Below are 25189 nucleotides of genomic sequence, written 5' to 3'. Positions count from 1 at the left end.
AGAAAAACTTTAATAGGAATAATAAAACTTTTTTTATTATTTGGCGTAATTATATTTAGAGAACCTGCTGATAGGTTACTCAACAAGAAATCGACAGATATGCAGTAGAAAAAATAGGGACCTGTAAGGGAGGCTTAGGAAAAGAAGATAGTCAGCATAACTAAAACCAGTCGATTGTCGAGATAAAAATGTATTCGCGAAGGATAGATAACAATAAGAGGATGGTTGCTTTCCCGCAATAAATGGAACATTTATTAAATATCTTATTACTAAAAAATTGGAGGAATAAAAAATGGCTGATCAAATTACTATGCACCCTGCCGAGCTGCGTGTGCAAGCAAAAAAATACATCGAAGGTTCTGAGTCTGTAAATGAAGTATTGCATTCGTTAACAGCTACACAGCAACAAATACTAGATGGGTGGAAAGGAGAAGCATCTACACGCTTTAATGACCAGTTTGAAGCATTAAAACCAAAAGTAACAGAATTCTCTGAATTGCTAGTACAAATCAACGTGCAGTTAGAAAAGGCGGCAGAAATCGTGGAGCAAACAGACTCAGAGCTTTCTGGTGTATTTGGTTTTCAATAAGACAAATCAGTCTAAAGACCAAGAAGAATAGCGAAGGGTTTTTGCCTCACCTATTCTTTTTTATTGTTTTATAAGTAAAAGGTTCAGAAAAATAGATTTGACATATAAAGGAAGTCTGTCGAAATAGGAGCATGGAAATGAGCAATAGAAAACTTTATTATATTTTGAAGTCAGTCTGGATGGTTGTTGTTCTGATTGTAGCCTTTATAGTAATGAATCGAGATTATACAGATATATCAGCGAACAAAGAAGAAGAGACCAGACTGAACATAGCTTTGGTCAATGAGGATGTAGGTGTAACTCGTAACGGAAAAGTGTACAACTTAGGTGTCGATTACGTCAAGAAAATCGAGAAGGACACAGATCATCAGTGGTTTACTGTAACTCGTGGTATCGGGGAAAGTGGGTTGAAGAATGGGACATACAATTTATTGATTACTATCCCCAGTATGTTTTCCGCAAAGCTAATGGAACTAGATAGTGTTTCTCCGGAAAAACTTCAAATCAATTATAAGATAAACGCCAATGGCAACAGCACCTTGGAAAATGAGTCCAGAAGTGTTGGCCGAAGTATTGTAAATGGTTTGAACCAACAGCTTGTTGATATGTATATTGTTAGCATTATTGATAACTTGTATACAGCACAACAAAATATCGAAAAGGTATACACGAACCAAACAGAGTTAGTGGGGAATTTTCAGGATAACTTATACCAGCCGACAGTCAATTTCAAAACTTATCTTCCGGCATTGACTAGCCAATCTAACAGTGCTTTGCAGTCTAATGATTTACTTACTAGTTTGCTAGGCAGCTTTTCAGATAGTACTGGTTCATTGGTAGATAGTCATAAAGATTATTCGACTGTCTTGGAGCAACTGCTTCAGCAACGAGTCGAGGGAAAGCTTACCTATGAGGAATTTTTGGAAATTCTTCTTTCGTTAGACAGTAGTATCATAAGTTCAGAAACGAGTAGTTTAATATCTACTATCAGTTGTTTAAATGATTATTTTGCTCAACAATTCAGTTCTCAGGAGGAGGGCCAATACTTCCAACAGATGTCTGGTTTGACTGGGGATTTTGAGCAATCGAAACAAGATATAACGAAGCAGATTGAAGAACTGGAAGGTTTAAGGGATAAGTATTTTGAAAAATATGAAACCCAATTTTATTCATCTCTCGGCTACCCACTGAAAGAAGGAGAACAAGCACCAGGTATTACTTTACGAGATGTAATCAGAAAAAAATATGAGATGGCTTCTACTATTCCAGATGAAGGGATGGGAGAAGCTGTAAAAGAATACTTTGATCAGATTGAAGGCTTCAATAAGAGGTATGTACAGAAAATGCAAGATCGTTTAGATTTACTACCATTGAGGGATGTCGATAATTTTGTCGGGTCTACTTCTACAGCAACAGCTGAAATTTTTAATTATTTAAATGCTCCTTATGCATATTGGCATCCGCAAGATGGTTCATTGAAGAATATAGCAGATCATCCACTGCTTAAAATTGAAGACTATTTGGATGGGATTAACACGAAAGTTACAGCGATCAATGGTGAAATAAATAATCAAAATGATGTCCATTATGCTCCCGCGGATTGGAACAATCCCTACATCGGGGTACCACAGCTGCAATTTTCAGAAGATAATGCGGAGGTTGACACTGGTAGCAATAGCTATTATGACACTCTTCAAAAAGCATATACTAACTTGGAATTAGAAAGAGATACGGCTGTAAACACGAGTCATGAAATTGTCCTTCAATGGAAAAATATGGAGGATCAAGCAGCTATCTATATCGAACCAAATGCAGCTATTGAACTATCTCAATTTCCTACAGGAGCTGACTATATCGGACTTGTAACAGGTGGTACAAATGATAACTGGCTGGAGTATAGGGTCAAAAACGCAACGAGTGCAACAATAATCAAAATTCCCTATGATTTTGTTACAGATTATGATGAAAGTAAGGAAACCCCAAACATACAAATAAAAGTATCACAAGCTAAAATAACGCTTGATTCTGATGGTGAAGGGGTTTCTACGCCGTTACGAGTGACTCGAACAGCAGAGAAAACACTGGTTGTCGAATCATTAACCTCTACTTCAAATTCAGAAAATATCATTGAATCAGAACATACGGAGAAGGACGTTACGGAAACAAAAGAAAGTTCTGTGGCTTCAGAAGAACCGCTAGAAGATGATACCGAGTATTCCGACCTGCCCGCATCAGCTTATGAGAGGGAGCGTACCCCAATACTGCCGGATGAGCAAAGGTCACCAAAAGCAGAAGGTGAGCAAGAGGGATATTATGTGACCATTACCTATCCGTTGGATGTCTCAGCTTTTCTTAATAAAGACTATCAGGATGCAAAAAGAGTGTATTCTGAGGAAATTGGAAAAATTTTGGAATTGTATAAGACAGTGGATAAGGAACTGGAAGAATATAGTGATTACCCGTTCATTGCATTTCATACGTTCTTGGATATAGAGCTGACAGATGTATTCAAGACTGTTTTGAACCAGTCCTTTATGAATACCGATGGAGATTTTGACAAGCAGTGGCAGCAACTACATCAACTGCAGACTTTGGTGCTATCGATTGAAGATAAGAATGCAGTGGTTCATGCAACTCTTGCGCAGACGCAAGAGAATACGAGTATGTTGAATGCTTCTGTAACAGAACAAATTGAATTACTGAATACATGGCAGGAAACGAGTCAGGATTTGACTTCAAGTGAGAGTTTAGTCAGTGCCATGAATAGTCAGATGGATTCAGAAGTCAGTGCAGTATATGAAACATTGAAGACGATTCTTTCTCAGTCTGAAAGGGTCAGGGAATCTTCTCTACAAAACATTGAACAAGCTGATGAGGTGAAGGGGGTCTTTGATTCCTTCAATAAGGGAGTAGAGAATGCACAACAGAACAGTGAAGAGCTGTCAGCAAATGCGGAGCAAATCATGGAGGATTTGACTGTTGAATTGGCAGATAATTCCAATTTTGTGGATGCTTTTATGAAGGTATTGAACAATGCTTATCAGGATGGAGTGCCCAATAATTCATTGCTGCAATTTATTGCCAATCCAGTAACAGGAAATGCAGAGGCAACGATTCAAACGACAGAGGTCAACCAGCCATTTACGTGGATATTGATCATGTTCACATTGAGTCTGTTCCTTGCTTATCTGTTTGCTACACAGCCTGTTATACGCAAAATCAAAGATAAATTTAAGCGGGAACAGCTGTGGCTTAAAGATAATATTGTTGAGACATTATTGCTTAGCGTAAGTGCTATGGTTGTTGGACTTGTTTTAGCCCTTTTGAGTATCAGTGAGTTAGCAGTAATGAAAGAAGTACAAATCATGTGGCTCGTGATGGTTCTGATGTTCATGTTGATTTTCTCACTGATGAATCACTATGCAATGAAGCAGTTTCATATTGCCGGTTTTGCTTTGAATTTGTTTCTATTCGTAAGTTATGTGTTTATAACAAATGCTATTGGAAAAACTAAGGGAAATAATCCGTTGGTAGGCTTCATCAGGCGAATCAATCCATTATCGATCGGCGAGCACAATCTATCGGCTATTCTTTCAAATCATTCGTTGGATGGCAGCAATATTCTTTTATATTTGCTGAGCATCGTTGCTTTAGCGATAGTCAATATTTTCATTTGGAAACCAGGTAAAAAAGCAAGAGAAGTGGTAAAGAAATGAAGAAATGGTTGATTGTTATTTTGGCAGGAAGCAGCTTGCTTCTATTCAGTGGGAATGCTTCGGCAAAAGAAACCTTGTTGGATAATAATTTTGATCTAAAAACAGGTCGTTTGAATAAGGAGCAGGGGGCCAATAATAAGGTCCAGAGCTTTATTACCGAAGATCGTTTATTTGATTCTGAGATGATGGCAAAAGCCGAACATGCAAAAAGGATAAAGGAAAAGAAAAACGAACAGGAACAGTCAAAATACTTTTTGATGGAAGTGACGGCAGTGAAAGAAATCGATACAGGGAACTTATTCGCTGTAGGGAAGAAAGTTAAGGTGGCACAATTGGATGAAACTGCTGCTGCAGTTTCATCACCGTCTTTTTCTTTCTGGCCTTTGATAGTGGGGACAGCTTTGCTGACAGGAGTCGCACTGTCTTTATTTCACCCTAGAAGAAAAAAGAGGGTAGTGTAATGGCAGACAATAAGGAGCACATAAATATTACATTGGTATGCAGTGATAATCGCGGGAAAATAGTCGATTTGCGTATTCCTAGCAACATCACTGCTTATCGTTTCATTCGAGAGTTGAATCAAATTTTTGGAAGAAACAAAGGATTGAATAAATATCAGTTGAAGGTGTTAAATAAGGGGATCTTACTGAGTGAAGAACAGAGAATCAAGGATTACCCGATAACTGATGGAGACATAATAGAGGTGCTGGAGGAGCAAGTATATGGAATCGTCTAAGGGTGCATCAGCAACCATAACCATTGAAAATCATACCTATGAATTTGAAAAATCAATCGCTGAATGGCTGCTTTCGCTGCGTAAATCAGAGGTGCAGGTCGGTGAAGAAAAAGACTTGGCACTGTTAAAGATTGCACATCCTTTACTGATGGCGACAGATATCTATTGGGAGGAAGATAAGGTGACCTTTACTTATTTTCTGCCAAAGGAAACTATCAGCTTTATGGAGCTAAGTGTGCGCCCGAAGGAAGACAAATTGAGAGCGATGGCGAATATGATGGAAGTGAAGCAGCTATTGAACCTTCCGCTGACTTTCTTCATCCATCCGGAAAATATTTTATTTGATTATAATTTAGTACCGATAATTGCTTATCGTGGGTTAGAAGGGAAAATGCCACCTCAAGTAATCAGCGAAGAGCTATTGCTTCGCCAATATAAGAGTCTGATTATCGCTCTGTTTGAGAAGAATCAAGATTTCTCAACTCTTTATGAGGGGCAATTGGCTATCAAGAAGGGCTCCAAGTTTATCCAAACGATTATCAATTTGGCTACGTTTGAAGAAATTCATCAGTATCTGATAACAAGCTATGAGCAAACAGTCACTGTGGTGGAACGGACAACTAGAAAAGTAAGCAAGCGACAATTTACTTTGATCAAGCAATTGTCTATCTGGATGTCTATATTGGCAGTTATCTTGGTAGTTCCTTTGGGTTATCTGACGTTCTTCCGTATTCCGTTTATGGATCGGATGCAGGATACAGATGCAGCTTTCTTGAAAAATGACTACGAAGGTGTCATTTCGACTCTTGAGCCAGTCAAAACCAAAGATGTTCCCTATACACAGAAATATGAATTAGCCTACAGCTTTGTTCAGGGGGAGGCCCTGCAGGACAAGCAGAAAACAGTTATTTTGAATAACGTCACCTTGCGTTCCGATAAAAATTATTTGGATTACTGGATCGAAAATGGTCGCGGGAATTTGGATGAAGCGTTGGATATCGCGAAAAAACTGGAAGATTTAGATTTGATTCTATATGGAATCACTCAGAAAATCGAACAGGTACGAAATGATGCCAATCTTTCAGGGACTGAGAAGGAAGAAACAATCAATACACTTGAAAGTGACTACGAAAAATATAGAGACAAACGGAATACCAGCATAGAGGAAGCTGCAGAAATAATTGCTACTACTGGTGAAGCAACTGTAGAAACGACAGGGACTTCCCAGCAGGAGGGAAACTAGATGGATAAACTGCAGGCCATTATCTATTTCGAAGGCTATCGCTATCAGCTGCTTCTAGATCAAGAACAGGAACAACTTATTTCCAATGACAATCAGGCAGCATTGCATATGCCATTGTCACAAGGAAAGAAATTGATTGTCTCCTATGAAGATGGTTGGTACTTGAAACAAGATGAGACCAAACAAAAGCTAGCTATTGATGAAGCTATAGCTGTCTCTCTAAATGATAAACAGAAATTAAGCTTATTGATCACGCCTGTTCAAAAAAACATGATCTTTGATTTGTTGGATAAAAAAGAGCTGATCATTGGCTATGACCGTGGTGGTTCGTTGGCCCTCGTTGAGAAGCATTTCTCCGCAATTATGAAGAAATCCGGTGAAAACTGGCAGCTGCTTCTTTTAGAAGGAAACGTAACGCTGAACAACAAGAAGATGACCGAAGCTGACTATTTACTGGAAAAAGGGGACGAGCTTTCCTTCGGCAGACATACCTTGAAAGTCTTCTCTCAGGAAATCCATGCGACGAGAGGAACGGTGGTTGATTCTACTCTTTGTGAGATTTACCGCTCCCGTTATGAGATGTATGAGGAATATCCGGACTTCCATCGTTCGCCCCGGATCATTTACCGTGAACCGGAAGAGAAGGTAATGATCCATGCACCAAGTGAGCCAAGGGCTGAACCGAAAGAGCAGCTAGTCAAAATAATTCTGCCACCACTAGCGATGCTTGCTGTGACGGCAGTAATGGCACTGCTACGTTCTAATATGCTGTTTGTTATAGCTAGTGGAACAACTACTTTGATGACGCTGACCTTCTCGACTCAGAGCTTTTTCAAAAATAAAAAGGAACACAAGCAGAGTCTGATCGACCGTGAGATTCAATACAATGAGTACTTAGTTGATAAGGCTGTTGAGCTGTATCAGATAAATGAAAAGCAACGACAAGGACAGTATTATCATTACCCATGCATTACTGAGTTGTTGGAAATGGGGAAGACATACAGTCCTCGTGTCTATGAAAAAACAGCATTGCATTTTGATTTCTTATACTATCGTTTAGGCTTGGGAAGAGTACCCAGCACTAGTTCTATTGATTATTCAAATAAAGAACGCGGCAAAGAAACAGATCACATAGAGGAATTGGGTTATGAGCTTTATACGAAGAGCTTGGAGCTGGATGGCATGCCGATTTTGGCGAATTTGGTAAATGGACCGGTCGGTTATATCGGGCCGAGAAACTTCGTGTTGGAGCAACTGCATTTGTTAGTCAATCAGCTATCGTTATTCCATAGCTATCATGACTTGCAGTTTATCTCCATTTTTCCTGAAAACGAAAAAGAGCAGTGGGAATGGCTGCGTTGGCTGCCTCATGCCAAATTACAGGACGTGAATGTTCGTGGCTGTGTTTACAATCAAGGTAGTCGGGATCAGGTGTTGAACAGCTTGAACCAAATTCTGAAAAGCCGTAAAAATGCGCTGGCAGAAAATGGCAACAGTCGGGATAGTGCATTGTTTACGCCACATTATGTCGTGTTGCTCACCGATAAAAAATTGATCCTTGATCATGTGATCATGGAGTTTTTCAATGAAGACCCAAGTGAGCTAAGCTGCAGCGTGATTTTTGTAGAAGATGTGATGAGTAGTCTGTCAGACAACATCCAAACAGTTATTGATATCAGAGACAGAAATACAGGGGTCCTTTTACTGGAAAAGGGTCAGCTGAAAAATACGACATTTCAACTAGATCATTTTCCTGGTGACTTTGATAAAGAGGTGTTGCCACGATTACTGGCACCATTGAATCATTTGCAGAATTTGAAACCAAGTATTCCAGAATCGGTGACATTCCTTGAGATGTATGGCATAGAGACCTTCCACGAGTTCAATGTGGCACAGCGTTGGGCACAGAATTCGCCGCATAAGACATTGGCTGTGCCTTTGGGACTACGAGGTAAAGAGGATATCGTGATGCTGAATCTCCATGAGAAAGCACATGGGCCGCATGGCTTGATTGCCGGTACGACTGGTTCAGGGAAATCAGAGATCGTGCAGAGTTATATTTTGAGTCTGGCAGTGAATTTCCATCCGTATGATGTTGCATTCTTACTTATTGATTACAAGGGTGGGGGAATGGCAAACCTGTTCAGAAATCTGCCACATTTATTGGGAAGTATCACCAACTTGGATAGCGCACAAAGTATGCGGGCGCTGATTTCTATCCATGCTGAGCTGAAGCGTCGCCAACGTCTGTTCTCAGAAAATAATGTCAATCACATTAATCAATACCAGAAGTTGTATAAGAGTCGCGAAGTTTTAGAACCAATGCCTCATTTGTTCCTGATCAGTGATGAGTTTGCCGAGTTGAAATCAGAACAGCCTGAATTTATGAAAGAGCTGGTTTCTACTGCTCGTATCGGTCGTTCATTAGGTATTCACCTGATTTTGTCAACTCAAAAACCATCGGGTGTGGTCAATGATCAGATTTGGAGTAACTCGAAATTCAAGCTTTGCTTGAAGGTTGCCGATAAGGCGGATAGTATGGAAATGCTGAAAACACCGGATGCGGCAGAAATTACGCAAGTCGGACGGACCTATCTGCAGGTAGGGAACAATGAAATCTACGAGCTGTTCCAAAGTGCGTGGAGTGGCGCGGATTATCAACCGAATAAGGACGATCAGCAGATCAAAGACAAGACAATCTATCTAGTCAACGAGCTGGGGCAATACGAAATCTTAAGTGAAGATTTGAGCGGTCTGGAAAACGTTGATAGGGTGAAGCAGATTCCGACAGAGCTGGATGCGATCATAGAGGGTATCCATGCTGTAGCGGAGCAGGAGAATATCACGCCGTTGCCACGGCCATGGCTGCCGCCGTTGGAGGAGCACATCGTTGTCACAGACTTGAACAACGTCGATTTTAAGGAACAATGGGTGACTGATAAGCAAAAGCTTGTACCAACGATTGGTATCGTAGATATTCCGAGTATGCAGGCACAGGAAACGTTGAAGCTCGATTTGACCAACGATGGTCATTTGGCGGTGTTCAGTAGTCCAGGGTACGGCAAGAGTACCTTCATGCAGAGTGTTGTGATGGATCTGGCACGTGTGCACAGTCCTGAGCGTTTACATGCGTACCTGCTTGATTTTGGGACGAATGGTTTGTTGCCGTTGAAGCGTCTACCGCATGTTGCCGATACAATGACAAGTGATGAAGAAGAGAAAATCGCGAAGTTTGTCCGTCTCATCAATGACGAGCTGAAGCGTCGAAAGAAGCTGTTGAGTGAGTTTTCTGTTGCAACATTGGAGATGTACGAAAAAGCCAGCGGCAAAGAAGAGCCAATCATTTTGATTCTGCTAGATGGTTATGAAGGAATGAAGGGGGCGAAATTTGAAGAGATGCTAGACAAGATCACCACTCAGGTAGCCCGTGAAGGCACCAGTATCGGTATCCGCTTGTTGCTGTCAGCAGGTCGTCAAAATGCGATACGAATGAACGTGTCCGGCAACATCAAGCTACAAATCGCCCTGAAAATGATCGATGATGCCGAGCCTCGCTCGATTGTCGGCAGAACCACTCTAACTATCGATGATCTGCCGGGGCGTGGTTTGATCAAGCTGGATGAACCACGGCTCTTCCAAGCTGCCCTGCCAGCAGCTGGTGAAGATACCCTGCAAATCATCGAAACAATTCAACAAGAGATTGCCGAAATGGATGCTCATTGGACAGGTAGGAGACCGGAAGAGATACCAATGGTACCGGAAATACTAGATTTCAGGACGTTTAGAAGAGAAAAGCAAACCTCACAATTGGCAGAAACAGGTGTGCTGCCATTAGGAGTGAACTGTGAAGACGTCAGTGTCGTTGCATTTGATATAGTTGAATATGGGAATCTTGCAATAATCGGTGAACAAAGAAAGACGTTTTTACCACTTAAACTTTCTGTTTTAGCTTCTATAAAATTGATCGCTGGAAAATATAATACATTAATTATTGATTCAGGGGATATTTGCGGGAAAAGTGAGTCTATAGACCACCTACAAATAGTTGAACAAGAAAGGTTTTCGACAATCAAACAGGAGATACTTATGGAAATTGCTACGAGAAAAAAATCTGGGTTTTTCGGTCAGCCAAAGTGGTTGATTTATATTACAGATATGAAGAGCTTCGAAACAACAACTCAATTGACCGAAGAGGAACTGAGAATACTGTTTTCAGCAACAGAGCAAACAGGTGTCTATTTTATTGTCGCCGGTGATCATCAATATATGGCAAAAACCAGAATAGGCTTACCAAAACATTACAAAGAGTTGATCAAGTCGGCTATATTTGCTATGCGAGTATCAGATCAGGAATTTTCAGAAAAACCATATCTATCGAGAGAACCGGAGCTGGAATCTGATAGCGCTCATTATTTAATAGAAAAACAGTTTATAAAGTTTAAGCATCTCAATTGCTAGGAAATAGGTAAGTTATTGAAATGAAAATATGAAAGGGCTCCACAAATAGCATCAAACTATCGTTGTTAGATGAGAAGAAAAATTATTCTTTATGTGTATCAAGGGGTATCCATTGAAATTTTTAGGTATATAGTAAGATTTCTAAATTTAGTAGGTAGAATAATTGCTTGAACTTTTGCTTTTTTGCCAAAAATAATGATATGATCAAGCGTAAGAACAATCAAGGAAAGGAGAGTCTGACATGCTATTTATTATGAAAGCCAATATCGACTCCATTCGCATGAGAACAGTATAACCTCTTCTTTTTTTGGGGGCACTCCAAATTAGGAAGAAAAAGTCAAAAATTTCCTAAATAAAACGATAAAACAGGAGTGTTTTTATGAATGAACAACCAACAATGGAAATGAGAAATTGGAGAAGAAATTTCTATTTATTTCTTACAGGCCAATTTCTATCTGGAATAACAAGTATGATCGTCCAATATGCGATCATTTGGTATCTGACAAAAGCAACAGGCTCAGCAACAGTTTTAAGTATTGCCACATTACTCGGAATGATTCCGATGGTCGTGCTTAGTCCCTTTGCCGGTCCGTTTATTGATCGATTAAACAAGAAAAAACTACTGATGGTCACTGATATTATCGTTGCAATTTTTGCTTTGATTTTATCGATTGCCGGGACACTAGCCTCTGATTTTCCTTTATGGCTTGTATATGTGTCGTTGCTGATACGCTCAATAGCTCAGACCTTTCAGATGCCAACGATCCAGTCTATCTTACCAACTATGGTGCCTGAAGAAGAACTGACAAAGGTAAATGGGCAGTTTGGTATGGTGCAATCAGCCAATTTCATTATTGCTCCAGCTCTAGGTGCCTTTCTTTTTTCCGTGATTCCGATGAACTTTCTGATTCTCCTTGATGTTTTGGGTGCTGTAATCGGCGTAGGATTGTTGATTTTTATCAAAATTCCGCATATTCCATCAGAAGGGGAACGCGTTCATTTGATGGCAGATACAGTTTTTGGTTTTAAAAAGCTGATTGAAAATAAGGGACTTTGGTATATTACGCTCATAGGTGCTGCGTTTACCTTGATTTTTATGCCTGCCGCAAGCTTGTATCCCTTGATGACGATGAATTATTTTAATGGTACCGTCGGGCAAGCTGGATTGATCGAAGTGATTTATGCAGCTGGGATGCTAGCTGGTGGAACAGTCATCGGTATCTTTGGTAATTGGAAGAATCGCATGAAACCAGTGCTGATTGCTTATCTGGTAATTGGTCTTACTATTGGTGCCAGTGGTTTAATGCCACCAACTAGTATGGGCTTTCTCCTTTTTGCAACTTTGAATGCTGCTGCTGGATTTGCAACACCGTATTTCAATACATTGTTGATGGCTATGATTCAGCAAAGCTATGAGCCCAAATATTTGGGACGTATCATGGGCGTATTGAATTCCTTGATGAGTATTACCGGCCCTGTTGGTCTAATCTTTGCCGGTCCTTTGGCAGATAGAATCGGTGTTGAAAAGATGTTCATTATCGCTGGTGTAGGAACACTTATTTGTGGACTGGTCAATCTTCTCATTCCAGTTGCTCGAAATTATGATAAAGAGCTGCAGCAAAAACTGAATGAGAATAAATCGAAAGTCGATGCCCTATCAACAGAGCAAGAAGAAAGCTAACTAGTAATTAATTACTGTTTTTAACGAATCGCAGCCGGACGGAGCAAGATAAAATTGTTTCGCTCGGTTGTCTTTTTCTATATAAGTTTTTTTATTTAAAGCACAGGAAAATAACAAGCGTTTTAAGAATACTTGACTTTTTGTGTTTGTTTTGAGATATTAATAAAGGAAAGCGCTTTTATATTTTTATTAGGGAGATGAGTGATTTGGCAGGAAAGTTTATTCGGAAAATTGTTGTATTGTCCTATTGTACAGCCTCTTTGTCGCTACCTTTGACTGTTGCAGCAACTGAAACAGAGCACACTGCTACAACAGAAAGTTCTTTTTCGGAAGAAAATGTTCACGTGAACATTTTTGGCGATACAGTGTTTTCTTCTGAAATAGAAAGTCAGGATTTGAAAGAAACGGACCCAACAGATGTGAGCGAATCGAAGGATTCAGGCGAAAACAATAATTCTGAAAAGGTAGTGGAAGATGTTGTGTCAATGGTTGAACCCAAGGTATTGGGAGAGTGGCAGTCGATTTTTTTTGGGGAAAGTACGAATGAAGCAAAAACAAGTATTGATGTGATTGATGAAAAGACCGTGCACATCAAAAGCAAGGATAATGGCGGGAAATTTTTGATTAGTGGAACAGATGGACTGGCTTACTACTATACTCAAGTACCTAAGGAAAAAAACTTTTCATTATCTGGAAAAATTACAGTCAACACTTGGAAGTATACAAACGGTCAAGAAGGCTTTGCGTTGATGGTCAGAGATGCGGTACCATCAGAAACCATGTATGATCGTAGCCATTATTCAAATTCTTATTCCATCTTGGGAAGTAGATTGGAATATATTTGGGATGCTGAAAACAACCAAGTAACAACTGGAAATGGAACGAAATATGCGATGAAATTAGGGTTAGGTGCGAGGTCAGTCATTGGTGTCACTGGTGATCCACTAAATCCTCCGGAGGTAGGTTCCGTAGCGACTAGTTATTTTCCGTTAGAAACATCAGCTGCAGAAAAAAAACTGGAAGCTGGCACGTATAATGTGATGGGTAATGCAGAATCTGAGGTTGGTGCTGTAACCATTGGTAATTTGACGACCTTTGATTTTACGATGAAAAAGACGAATAGTGGTTTTGAGGCCTATTATACAGGCGCATCAGGAAAAACAGTTCGTGATGTACTTTGGGATTGGGAATCAATGTTTGTACTGGATCAAGAGAATGTCTGTGTAGGCTTTGCGACGGCACGGAATATGGACATCACGGTCAGTGGAATCGAGATGACTTATACTGATCCGGCTGATGATCCGGAACCGGAAGAACGTCCAATTGCCAAAATCGATCCTGTTTACAGCATTTCTTCAAGTAAGGAAAGTGGAACTAAAGAATATGATTTGCGTTTCAAAGCGAATACAGACGGATCGTTGGTTCTTCGTGATAAAGAGACAAAAGAAGTCTTTGAGGCAGGAAATGGTGTAGCGGTGGCTGCCAACAAAGAAGTTATTGTTCCAGTTGAACTGACGAAAGCAGTGACGAATTTTGAAGCAGTTTTCACACCGGATAAAACCTATGTGCCCGGAGAGTATATGGCGATGAGTAACTACGATGAAGCGATCATTGAGCATCAGGTAACTTACCAAGAGCTGAGGTCAACTGTATATGTAACACCGGAGGGAACTGAAAATGGTGCGGGTACGGTTGAGGAACCACTGGCATTGAAGACAGCTCTGAGTTATGCGAAGCCGGGTATGACTATTGTTTTGGCAGTAGGAAACTATGCTTTTGATAAGCAGCTGACGATCCACAAGGGAACAGACGGTACGGCGGAACAGCCGATTACTCTGGTTGCAGAGAAGAATGAAGTAGGGCTTCGTCCGGTGATTGATTTCACAGGTAAAGGAAGTGGGCTTTCTCACTGGGGCAACTACTGGATTTATCGTGGTTTCGATGTAACAGGCTCTTCTGACTTATCTAAAGGGATAGAGGTTGCAGGTCATCACAACTGGCTGGAGGATCTTCATACTTATCGGAATGGAAATACCGGCATTCAAATCAGCGGGTCAGCATCTGATACAATCAACGAATGGCCCTCTTATAACACAATCAAAAACTGTACCTCATATGAAAATGCTGATACTGGTTTTGAGGATGCAGATGGCTTTGCCGCAAAAATCACGACAGGTCCGGGAAATGTTTTTGATGGATGTATCGCCTATCACAATGCAGATGATGGGTGGGATTTATTTGCGAAAAATGAGACTGGAAGCATCGGAAAAGTAACAATCAAAAACTCCGTGGCTTACCGAAATGGCTGGTTGGCAAATGATCCATCTAAAACAGGGAACGGCAATGGATTTAAGATGGGTGGCTCTTCTTTACCGGGTGACCACGAACTAATCAACAGCTTAACATTTGAAAACCTAGGAAAAGGAATCGACTCCAATAGTGGTACGGATATCATTGTTAATAGTAGCACTTCGTTTAATAACCAATCACACAATGTAGCGCTATTTACAACATCATCTGATACTACGAATTATTTTGCAAAGGGTATTCTCTCATTCAGAACCACCGGCCTCGAAGTCGCTGAGAAGCTAGAACTGAGAAAGCAAGAGGAAGATCAGGTTTATGGTGTAACGAATTATTACTGGAATCCAGTGACGCTTCGCAATTCATCAAATATAGCCGAGCATGCGGTTCAAGAATCATGGTTTGAGAGCGTGACAACAGCAGTAGAAAGTAATCTCCCAACAGAGCAGCCAATTACACGCTACAGTAATGGTAGTATCAATGTGCACGGATTGATGCAGGTCAAAAACTACTCTGCCGAAACGTTGGCAGAAGGAGTTGGTGCGGTATTTAACGAAATGACTTCGCCAAACTCTGCATATCCTGTCTATGATGTGTCTGGAACAGGAGAAACGGATGATTCTTCAGATACGAGCACAACTACAGATACGACGACAGATTCTGAATCAGTGGACAGTTCAGATTCATCAGCGAATAAGCCAACAGGCAACAAATCAGATGGCAGTGGCTTGCCACAGACGGGTGAATTTAGAAATATGATTTTTGGCTCAGCAGGGGTACTCGTATTGATTGGCTCACTTATCCTGTACTGGTCGAAAAAACGTCATCAGGTGTAACCACCTGTGACTAGAGTTTATCTGAAAATTTTGGTAGCAAATTTTATGGGGCGAATCGTCTGATACGTACTCGCTGACTTTTATGAGCATGAGACGAGGTTTCTTTTGCCTCTAAATTTCTTAGACAAACCTCAATAAAAAAAGGTGTAGGAGCAAATCGTTCTATTGATTTGCTCTTACATCTATTTTTATAAGTAGTATAACTGGCTTTGAAGGGTACATAGATAAGGTCTTTCAACTATCTCCTATAAATGCAACAATTTCTACGGAATTATTCTATGCTTCGTTTGATTGTATCAGGTTGTAAGCTTTTTCATTATAGATATTTCTAGTGTAATAAATTATACTTAGATGAAGAGACAAGGAAATAGATTGCCAGTTTACATTAAGAGGCGTGATCGAAATCTTGTTTGAATCAGAGAAACCAGTATGGTGTTGCAAAAAAAGAAAAATCATGAAATGAATGAGTTTCTATTCACAAATAAAGGAGTCGAGTAAATGACAATTAAAGCAATTATATTAGATATTGATGGAACATTGTTGAACGACGAAAAAGAGATAACTGCTAAAACAAAACAGGCACTTATTGATGCACAGAAACAGGGAATCAAGGTGATTTTGGCATCGGGACGCCCGACAACCGGAATGAAAAAGCATGTTGAAGAGTTACAGATGGACAAATATGAAGGCTTCATTGTTTCCTTTAATGGTGCCTGTGTTGTCGATTGCAAAACAGATGAAATTTTGTTTAATCAAGCAATTTCTGTAGAAGACAGCAAAGCAATTCTTGAGCATTTGAAGCAGTTTGATGTAAAACCAATGATCGATAAAGAGGATTATTTGTATGTCAATGACGTTTTTGATAACATTGTGACCCTTCCGACAGGGGAGTTTAATATCATTGAATATGAATCCAGAGGTGGCAACTTTAAATTATGTGAAATCGATGATTTGGCAGCCTTTGTTGACTTTTCTTTGAATAAAATATTGATTGCTGGTGATCCGGAATACTTACAGGAAAATCATCAGAAAATAAAGGAACCGTTCGAAGGACAGTTGAATGCGATGTTTACAGCACCTGTTTATTTTGAATTCACAGATAAAGGGATCGATAAAGCGAAAGCGCTGGATAGTGTTTTGCCAGATTTCGGGATTCAAGCGCATGAAATCATTTCTTTTGGGGATGGACATAACGATCAGTCGATTATTGAATACGCTGGAGTTGGTGTGGCAATGGAAAATGCGGTCGATGCTTTGAAAGCAGCCGCGGATGAAATCACACTTTCTAATAATAATGATGGAATTGCTGTGATGTTGGAGAAATACTTATAATCACTCATATCTAGAGAGATTGAACGGGACATTTCTTTTAAACAGATAAAGATTGATCAGTTAATGTTAAATAAGAAAAAATGAAGAGGTGATCTGAAACGATGGGTGAATTGGAAAAAAGTTGGAAAGAAACAGCCTATAAATTAGGAAACCATGGAGATCGTACTATTGATAGTCTGAAACAGGCATTTTCGGATGTTGAAGGTCAGATAGAAAGTGACATGTATGGTAACGGCGAAGTGATTGAAGCCTTTCAGGCAAAAATGGCACAGGTGCTTGGAAAAGAAGCGGCAGTCTTTTTCCCAAGTGGAACTATGGCCCAACAGATTGCATTGCGAATCTGGACAGACCAAAAAAACAATAAAACGGTTGCTTATCATCCGTTCTCTCATTTAGAAATTCATGAAGAAGATGGCTTGAAGGAACTGCATCAGATTCGTCCTATTTTACTGGGAAGCCAAGAACGTCTAGTGACATTAACGGACATACAGGAGATAGAAGAACCGATTGCTTGTCTGCTTTTAGAATTACCCCAAAGGGATATTGGCGGACAGCTTCCGACTTTTGATGAGTTGCAAGAGATTACTGATTTTTGTAGAGAAAATGGGATAAAGGTGCATTTAGACGGTGCACGCTTGTGGGAGTGTTTGCCTTATTATGAGCGAACAGCAGCAGAGATTTGCTCGCTATTTGATAGTGTGTATGTTTCGTTCTACAAAGGGTTGGGCGGTATTGCTGGCGCAATCTTAGCAGGTGAGCAATCTTTTATTGATGAATCGAAAATATGGAAAAGACGACATGGTGGTGATTTGATCAGCTTGTACCCATATGTGGTATCTTCTGATTATTATTACGACCAACGAATTGGAAACATGGCAACGTACTATGAAACGGCAAAAAAAGTAGCTGAGCAATTCAATCGCTGTTCGGGTGTTCAGACGCTTCCAGAGGTTCCCGTAACAAACATGTTTCATGTTCATTTTTCAAAATCAAAAGAGGAGATGGCAGCACTGCTTTCGGCTCTTCACGAAGAATATGGCATTGGTTTTACAGGCATGTTAGTGGATAAAGGCGACACCACTTGTTCCTTTGAATTATCACTTGGCGATGCGTTTAAAGAAGTACCGGAAGAGAAGTTAAAGCAAGTATTTCTGGTCTTGGATCAAAGAATGAGGGAATCCTCTTAAAGCTGAAACAGATAAGCTTGTTTGGCTAGAAGGAGAAAAAATATGGCAATAAAAAAGGGATACGAAAAGGATGCTGAAGCGATTCTGTCACACCGCTACGATTTGGGTGCCGACTATTGGACGACTGAGGATAAAAAGCTAATCAAAGGCGCACCATTTTCAACGTTGGAAAGTATGATGCTTCTGACAGAGCTAGGTATGGATCGCTCAGATTCGATCATTGAAGAAACAGCGGAATTGATTTTCAGCACATGGCGTGAGGATGGACGATTTCAGCTGACAGGGAAAGGTGCAATTTTACCATGTCAGACTGTTAATGCAGCAAATACGCTTTGTCATATGGGCTACGGGGAAGATGAACGAGTGAAAGCAACCTTTCAACACTTACTCGCAACGCAGTATGAATTAGGTGGTTGGCGCTGTAATAAGTTCAGCTATGGTAGAGGTGAAGAGACGCTTTATGCAAATCCCGGACCAACATTGACTGGTTTGAGTGCCTTTCGTTTTACCGAGTATCTTAATCAAGAGCAGACACTGGATAAGGCCGTGGAATTACTCTTGGAGCATTGGCGGATCAAGAGACCCATCGGCCCTTGTCATTATGGGATAGGCACGTTGTTTATGCAGCCGGAGTATCCGTTTCGTACGTATAATTTGTTCTATTACGTCTATATCCTGTCTTTTTACGAAAAGGCAAAGAAGGATGAGCGATTTTTAGAAGCTTTGTCCGCTTTGCAAAGCACGATGGAGGAAGGACAGATTGTTGTTACGCGAAACAATAAGAAACTAGAGAAGCTCTCATTTTGTAAAAAAGGTGAACCAAGTATCTTAGCAACTGAGCGCTATCAGGAAATACTGAGAAATTTGAACTAAGCAAGGTTGGTGCTAAAATGAAGCGGCCCAAAGAAAGCAGACGAGTATTCGTTCTGTTTTCTTCGGGCTGTTTTTAGATTATGTCTGGAAAAATTTGTAGCAAACAGAAATGACTTTTAATGGATATCATTGTCATAAAAGCGATGTACTTATTTTTTAATAGAATCAAGCAATGTGTATACTCATAAGAAATGATTTTTTTACTTTATAAACATGTCGTCTCACCTAACTTCTCGCCGGTCAACTTATATCTCAAGAATTTTTGGAACAGTGAGTCGTCTATCACTTTTTTCTTGCTACAAGAGCATCTAATTGAAGCATAGTGGCAGCTCGTCACCAGTAAGAAAAACCTATGAGATTCTCATGGCACTTTTGTATCGCACTTGGACAACACAAGTTGAGCGATCAAAATTTTATTTTTTTCAGCAGCCCAGTTCTTATTGTTGAAAAGGCGAAACCATAAAACATCAGTACGCTAAAAAGTTGGAGTGTAATAGTGAGTGAAAAAGCTGTGCTGACTGGATATCGTGTTGATATATCAGCGACTGGCGGCACAAGCCAGAGGATGAATTTCAACCAAGGAAGCTCTTTGATCATTGCTAGTCTGGCGTGGACGAAAACAACTAGAAATAGCGCAACGAGTAGAATCAACTTTTTGTCCTTTAGAATTCTTGGATGAAGCAAAGAGCCAAGTGCGCTACCTGAAAAGGCACAAGCTACTAGCAGTAACAGCCCACAGAAAAAGTCATTTGCTTCAAAAGGACGATCAAATAGGGTTTGCTGACTGACTATAGCAGCAATCAGTGGTGCGATGGCAGAAATCAAGCCGATACCAATACTTAGTAGCAGAAGAAACAAGGAGCAGCTGACATAATAGAGCGAGTCACTTTTAATACGTAAAATCATCAACTGCTCCCCGACCTCATTCTCCAAGGTATTATAAGAGAGACCTACCCACAGAGCAATCAAAAATGTATACATACAAGACATGAAAATACTGTCCATCAGCCCAATTGGACGAGGGGTCGTATAAATGCCCAGCTGAAGCAACAGTAGCCAAACCAGTGGCATTAAAAATTTGGATGATTTGAAATAAGAAAGCCGGTGATAGCTAAGTAAATTAGTGAGTGTTCTCATCGTACATCCCCCTTAATGTCCAGTGGTTATCAAGCATAACCCGAATGAGACGATTGGTTTGATTTGCCGAGACAGATAGCTGGATTTGATTACCGGATCGATCAATTGAGTAAGGGATATCGGGTAGGATACCTTGGCCCTCGTCAATGAATGTCAGACGAAACATTGAGTCAGTAGCGAAGCTGCTGATTGCTACAGGTAGGATTCGATTATTATCGATTCGATAAGCCGTATCTGAAAGTGCCTGAATTAGATGCTTTTCATGACAAGACATGATGATAGTGACCTGCTTTTCTAAAAGCTGTTTCATCTTTGAGATAAATACTTGTTGAGACCGTTCGTCCTGACCTGATAAGGGTTCATCCAAAAGCAAGATGTCAGGCTCCTTTAGCAACGCCTGCATAACACCAATTTTTTGAAGGGTGCCTTTGGATAGAAAATGAAGCGGTGTATGAAGCATTTCTGTCAGAAAAAAATCTTCTGCAAGTTGAGCAATTTGCTTTTCTATTTCAGTTGCAGAACAGCCATCGATTTTCCCCATGGCACAAAGATAGCGATGAGCAGTTAGTTTACTTTTGGGAAAATGCTCGGGAATATAGTGGATCAAGTGCTGCGTATTGCAATGAATGCTACCTGATGTAAGGGTAGTCAGCCCAGCAATCATTTTTAGCAAAGTACTTTTTCCACTGCCGTTTCTGCCGGTAAATGCAACAGACTGTCCTTTGAAAATGGATAAATCAACCGCTTCAAAGAGAGTGTTTTTATTATATTTTTTTGTTAGTTTTTCTATTCGAATGATTTCTTCCACAGTAAGCCTCCATTCTGTCTTCTTGTTGTAAATAGTCACTTTCTAAGTGTAGCATATCTTTCCTTGCTCTCATCTTCTTTTTTGAAAATAATATTTTTGACCACATCATTCGACCTAAAGCAGGAGCTGACCCATTTTTTTCATTGAAAATAGAAGCTATTTCTAAGGGTTTAATGGTACAATTATTCAAGAAAAAAGAAGCAAAAGCAGGGACTGACTAGAAATGACCAAATATGTTCTTAGAGAGCAACAGGAAAAGAATAATGGCCAGTTGAGTGCATGCGTAGCAGTTCTTTCGCAGAAGGCACAATCTGGTGAAACGCTCGACTTACAGGAGCAGCTTCTGGCGCATGAATCCTGCTTGTCGGAAATGGACTGGGATCCTTTGGCAGTAGCTGCCTACGATCAATACCTGGCAAAACAGTTAGAGCCAATAACTGATCTGGCTTCATTAATAGAGATGTTTCAAAGTACAGAGCTACAGCTTCAAAAGGTGGGGAGTCCATTATATGAGCAGCTTTTTACTGCATGGGGTAGAGATGAGCTGGAGAAGTTAACTGAAGTGCAGGCGAAAAAACGACTGCAGCTGTTACTGAAACATTTAGGTGGGGAGATTGATGAAAACGGTATGCTTCAGCTATTGGGGGCTCGCTCTTTCGATGAATGTTTAGCACCACATGCAACATTCTGGCGAACAGTAGCCAAAACAGTTCAACTCGCATACCCGTTCAAAGAGTTGACCAATCGCTCGATCCATCAATTGAGAATGTATATCGACCGTCAAAATATTCAATATATACGTACTCATTTCAAAAAAACAGATATGACAGATGAGCAAGCATTAGCGGCTTATGTAAAAGCACCAGCACCTTTCGGATTGGCTGGTCGACGACTTGAACGTGAACCTGCCCGTTATCACAATAAATTGATTACTGGCGAGGCCTATCAGGATCGTGTAAAAGGCAATGAAAATAAGAAGAGAACAGTTTATTTTCACTCTGAGTTTATTCTTGACCGAAAAGGGAGTTTTGTCAGTCAATGGAATGTATTGAAGGAAAATTCAGAGGCTGGTGGTTACCACAGCGATTTGCAATACTATCAACAGCATTTCAGAAATCGTGCGGCTTATTTTGAAGCGCAGTTGATGAATGGAGAGTCGTTTAATTACGCTACTCGAAATGATGAGATCCATAAGCAGTTAGATATCCGACCGCCAGGTAAGCTTGATCCAACGCTCCGGAAGGAAGTCGGACGACATGGCTTGTATGGTACATGTGACGAAATAGTCTCCTTAAAAGAACGAAAGGCCACTGGAGCCAGTAGAAAATGGATTACACCTGAACAAAAAAATGAGCAGACACCTGAACTCAACTATGACTATTTCTCAGATAAAGGGGATAATTATTCCGGCCGTCTCTTCGAACGGTTTTTGGATGTTATCTGGAGAATAAAGCATTTGTTTCGCAGAAAATAAAAAATCTTTCCATAGAGGTCAGGCCTCAAGGAAAGATTTTTTGCTGCTTATTTAAAATACACACAAACACATTCTGGCGCGTACACATCTTTTTGAATCATCGTCAGTAAACCTGTCTCTTTATCTCGACTGTAAAGGGTTAGATTATCAGTATTTTGATTGGCAGCCACAAGATACTCATCTGTAGCGTTTAAGTCAAAGTCTCTTGGGAAATCACCTTCTGTTGAAATCAGTTGGATCAGCTCAATTTTGCTGCCGTTTTCAGTAACAGCATACACCGCAAGTGAATTATGCCCACGATTCGATGCATAAAGGAAACGACCATCTTTAGAAATTCGAATCGCCGCTCCGCCACTGAATTCTGTGAAATCTTCCGGTAATGTCGATACTTTTTGTTTTTGTGTAAAGGTACCATCCGCAGCCTCATAAGCAAGGACAGTCACTGTATTATCCAGCTCACCGAATAGGTAAGCGAATTGGTCATTTGGATGAAAAACTAAATGACGAGGACCTGTACCAGGCTCAGCAACATATTGCGCCTTTTCTGTCAGCTTGCCATCTGCAGCAACATCATACGTATAGACGCGGTCTGTTCCCAAATCACATACGGCCAGACGTTTATCAGGCGTTAAATCAGTATAATGCACATGGGCATTGTTTTGGTTTTCGTGAGGACCAGTTGCTTCATCATGTGTGATTTTATCTGCAAGCTCAAGTGAGCCATCTTCCAAAATGCGATGACTATAAACCATCCCGCGGTGATAGTTCGCACCATACATTAATTGACGTTCTTCGTCTACTGCTACATAACAGTGAGGCGCGCCTTTTTCAGTTACTGTATTCAGTAATTCAACTGTATTATCAGCAGTCGTCTTAAAAGAACCCGCACCGCCTTCTTCGCCTACTTCAATAACAGAATATAAATTTCCTGCATTGCTTTGTGTGACATAAGTAGGACCTTTCGCTTCTACAATCAGTTCTGCTTTTAAAAGCTCTCCCTTTTCAGTATCTAACACGATTTCATGGATTCCTTTGCTGACTCTTCGTGTATATGACCCTAATATAATCTTTTCTGACATACATGTACCCTCCATTAATTGATAATTGAAACCTACGTTTACAGTATAACATAAAGAGGAAATTGAAAAGAATAAGAACAAACAGCTGCCCTTTGATATAACAAAAATATATTGTTTTTATTCGGAAATGGGGAAGCTTTGCATCAGAAAAAGTGAAGACAGTTGCAACAAATTCATTTAGGGGTATCGAGAGCAGAAGTGAGTGGATGAATGTGTATGGGAAATGAACCGGCAACTTCTATAATTACACATATAAGCGGACTTTATGTGCGTGAAAAAGCGTTGTTCATAGCATCAGATTCCTCCATTTTTAATAAAGACTTACTGTCAAATCCTTGAGAGTAAAAGAGCATGACTGAGTTATTAACAAAATAACCGATATAATATTAAAAATTGATTTTCAAAGTTCGCATTTTTTTCTGCTTTGTGATATGATTTCTTAAGACTGTACTTGCAGTTACTTTCGAGTTTAAGGAGGAACGTACGTGTACGACAATACAAATAATAATGGACCTGTTCGTTGTTCTTTCTGCGGAAAAACGCAAGAAGAAGTGAAGAAGATCGTAGCAGGACCGGGCGTATATATTTGTAATGAATGTATCGACCTGTGCAAAGAGATTATTGACGAAGAATTTTATGACGAAGCTGTACGTGAATTAACGGATGTTCCTAAACCCCAAGAAATTTTGGATGTTTTAGATCAATATGTGATAGGGCAAGAACAAGCTAAGAGGGCTCTTTCAGTTGCTGTTTACAATCACTATAAACGAGTAAATCACACGGATAATACTAGTTCAGACGATGTAGAGCTACAAAAAAGCAACATCTGCTTGATTGGGCCTACAGGTTCCGGGAAGACATTTTTGGCTCAGACGTTAGCTAAAACGTTGAATGTTCCATTTGCTATCGCAGATGCAACGAGTCTGACAGAAGCCGGTTATGTCGGTGAAGACGTAGAAAATATTTTATTGAAGCTTTTGCAGTCTGCAGACTATAATGTGGAACGAGCTGAAAAAGGAATCATCTACATTGATGAAATCGATAAAATTGCTCGTAAAAGTGAAAATGTATCGATCACAAGAGATGTGTCTGGTGAAGGCGTGCAACAGGCCTTACTGAAAATTTTGGAAGGGACTGTAGCCAGTGTCCCTCCTCAAGGTGGACGTAAGCATCCGCATCAAGAGTTCATCCAAATCGACACAACCAATATTTTGTTTCTTGTTGGTGGGGCGTTTGACGGAATTGAAACAATCGTCAAAAATCGCTTAGGAGATAAAACGATTGGTTTCGGTACGAATAACAGTAAACTATCTGAAGACCAAAGTGTCATGCAACAAATTATTCCAGAGGATCTGCTGAAATTTGGTTTGATTCCAGAGTTTATTGGACGTTTGCCAGTTACTGCTGCGTTGGAAAAACTAACAGTGGATGACTTGGTTCGTATTTTGAAAGAACCTAAAAATGCGTTGGTCAAACAATACCAAAAGCTTTTATCTTTAGATAATACAGAGTTGGAGTTTGAAGAAGATGCATTACGCGGAATTGCTCAAAAAGCAATTGAGAGAAATACTGGTGCCCGTGGCCTACGTTCGATCATCGAGGGAATCATGATGGATGTCATGTTTGATATTCCTTCAGATGAAACAATCAAGAAAGTCATCATTACTGAGTTGGCTGTTGAAGGCAAAGGAAAACCGGCAATCATCTACGATAAAAAGGATAAAAAAGCCGGCTGA

The 25189-nt window shown here is 40.2% G+C and carries 16 protein-coding genes; 13 read left to right on the top strand and 3 right to left on the bottom strand.

Annotation, left to right across the window (positions count from 1 at the left end; all coding sequences use genetic code 11):
* The first annotated feature begins 292 nt into the window (after positions 1-292).
* From A5888_RS05845 to A5888_RS05795, 11 genes are all read left to right on the top strand, one after another.
* Positions 293-589 carry a WXG100 family type VII secretion target gene (locus A5888_RS05845; RefSeq protein ID WP_086348249.1) on the top strand — a complete coding sequence of 99 codons (297 nt, stop codon included), beginning with the start codon at positions 293-295 and terminating at the stop codon, positions 587-589.
* A gap of 137 nt (positions 590-726) precedes the next feature.
* A complete protein-coding gene (gene esaA / locus A5888_RS05840) occupies positions 727-4305 on the top strand; it encodes a type VII secretion protein EsaA (protein ID WP_170924715.1) in 3579 nt (1192 codons plus the stop codon).
* Positions 4302-4766: a hypothetical protein gene (locus tag A5888_RS05835; protein ID WP_086348247.1), complete on the top strand. Its 465-nt coding sequence runs from the start codon at positions 4302-4304 to the stop codon at positions 4764-4766. Before esaA ends, A5888_RS05835 begins: the two co-directional genes overlap by 4 nt.
* A complete protein-coding gene (locus A5888_RS05830; RefSeq protein WP_086348246.1) occupies positions 4766-5041 on the top strand; it encodes an EsaB/YukD family protein in 276 nt (91 codons plus the stop codon). The genes A5888_RS05835 and A5888_RS05830 overlap by 1 nt, the downstream gene beginning before the upstream one ends.
* Positions 5028-6284 (top strand): type VII secretion protein EssB, encoded by a 1257-nt coding sequence (essB, locus tag A5888_RS05825; RefSeq protein ID WP_086348245.1) that lies wholly within the window; start codon positions 5028-5030, stop codon positions 6282-6284. The genes A5888_RS05830 and essB overlap by 14 nt, the downstream gene beginning before the upstream one ends.
* Positions 6285-10742 carry a type VII secretion protein EssC gene (essC, locus tag A5888_RS05820; RefSeq protein WP_086348244.1) on the top strand — a complete coding sequence of 1486 codons (4458 nt, stop codon included), beginning with the start codon at positions 6285-6287 and terminating at the stop codon, positions 10740-10742.
* Positions 10743-11121: 379 nt separating this feature from the next.
* Positions 11122-12423 carry an MFS transporter gene (locus A5888_RS05815; protein ID WP_086348243.1) on the top strand — a complete coding sequence of 434 codons (1302 nt, stop codon included), beginning with the start codon at positions 11122-11124 and terminating at the stop codon, positions 12421-12423.
* 206 nt (positions 12424-12629) lie between these two features.
* Positions 12630-15563, top strand: coding sequence for a right-handed parallel beta-helix repeat-containing protein (locus A5888_RS05810; protein ID WP_170924714.1), 2934 nt, complete (start codon positions 12630-12632; stop codon positions 15561-15563).
* A gap of 498 nt (positions 15564-16061) precedes the next feature.
* A complete protein-coding gene (locus A5888_RS05805) occupies positions 16062-16895 on the top strand; it encodes a Cof-type HAD-IIB family hydrolase (protein ID WP_086348241.1) in 834 nt (277 codons plus the stop codon).
* A gap of 101 nt (positions 16896-16996) precedes the next feature.
* Positions 16997-18082, top strand: a complete 1086-nt coding sequence (locus A5888_RS05800; protein WP_086348240.1) for a threonine aldolase family protein — start codon at positions 16997-16999, stop codon at positions 18080-18082.
* 48 nt (positions 18083-18130) lie between these two features.
* The gene (locus tag A5888_RS05795) at positions 18131-18955 is read left to right on the top strand and encodes a prenyltransferase (protein ID WP_212647183.1); all 825 of its coding nucleotides are present in this window, start codon (positions 18131-18133) and stop codon (positions 18953-18955) included.
* A 405-nt stretch (positions 18956-19360) separates the two neighbouring features.
* On the opposite strand, the gene A5888_RS05790 is transcribed toward A5888_RS05795, so the two are convergent.
* Both A5888_RS05790 and A5888_RS05785 read right to left on the bottom strand, forming a co-directional pair.
* Positions 19361-20092: a hypothetical protein gene (locus tag A5888_RS05790; RefSeq protein ID WP_086348232.1), complete on the bottom strand. Its 732-nt coding sequence runs from the start codon at positions 20090-20092 to the stop codon at positions 19361-19363.
* The gene (locus A5888_RS05785; RefSeq protein WP_170924713.1) at positions 20076-20900 is read right to left on the bottom strand and encodes an ATP-binding cassette domain-containing protein; all 825 of its coding nucleotides are present in this window, start codon (positions 20898-20900) and stop codon (positions 20076-20078) included. Before A5888_RS05785 ends, A5888_RS05790 begins: the two co-directional genes overlap by 17 nt.
* A gap of 223 nt (positions 20901-21123) precedes the next feature.
* Between A5888_RS05785 and A5888_RS05780 the strand changes: the two genes are divergently transcribed.
* The gene (locus A5888_RS05780; protein WP_086348237.1) at positions 21124-22374 is read left to right on the top strand and encodes a DUF3114 domain-containing protein; all 1251 of its coding nucleotides are present in this window, start codon (positions 21124-21126) and stop codon (positions 22372-22374) included.
* A 47-nt stretch (positions 22375-22421) separates the two neighbouring features.
* Here the strand turns inward: A5888_RS05780 and A5888_RS05775 are convergent, their stop codons facing one another.
* Positions 22422-23453 (bottom strand): lactonase family protein, encoded by a 1032-nt coding sequence (locus A5888_RS05775; protein ID WP_086348236.1) that lies wholly within the window; start codon positions 23451-23453, stop codon positions 22422-22424.
* 485 nt (positions 23454-23938) lie between these two features.
* Here A5888_RS05775 and clpX point away from each other — a divergent pair, with 485 nt between their 5' ends.
* Complete coding sequence (clpX, locus tag A5888_RS05770; protein WP_086348235.1) at positions 23939-25189, top strand: ATP-dependent Clp protease ATP-binding subunit ClpX; 1251 nt, start codon at positions 23939-23941, stop codon at positions 25187-25189.

The sequence above is a fragment of the Enterococcus sp. 9E7_DIV0242 genome, assembly GCF_002140975.2.
Taxonomy (GTDB): domain Bacteria; phylum Bacillota; class Bacilli; order Lactobacillales; family Enterococcaceae; genus Enterococcus_L; species Enterococcus_L clewellii.
The sequence above is the reverse complement of the archived record's forward strand: the minus strand, read 5'-3'. Positions and strand labels throughout refer to the sequence as shown.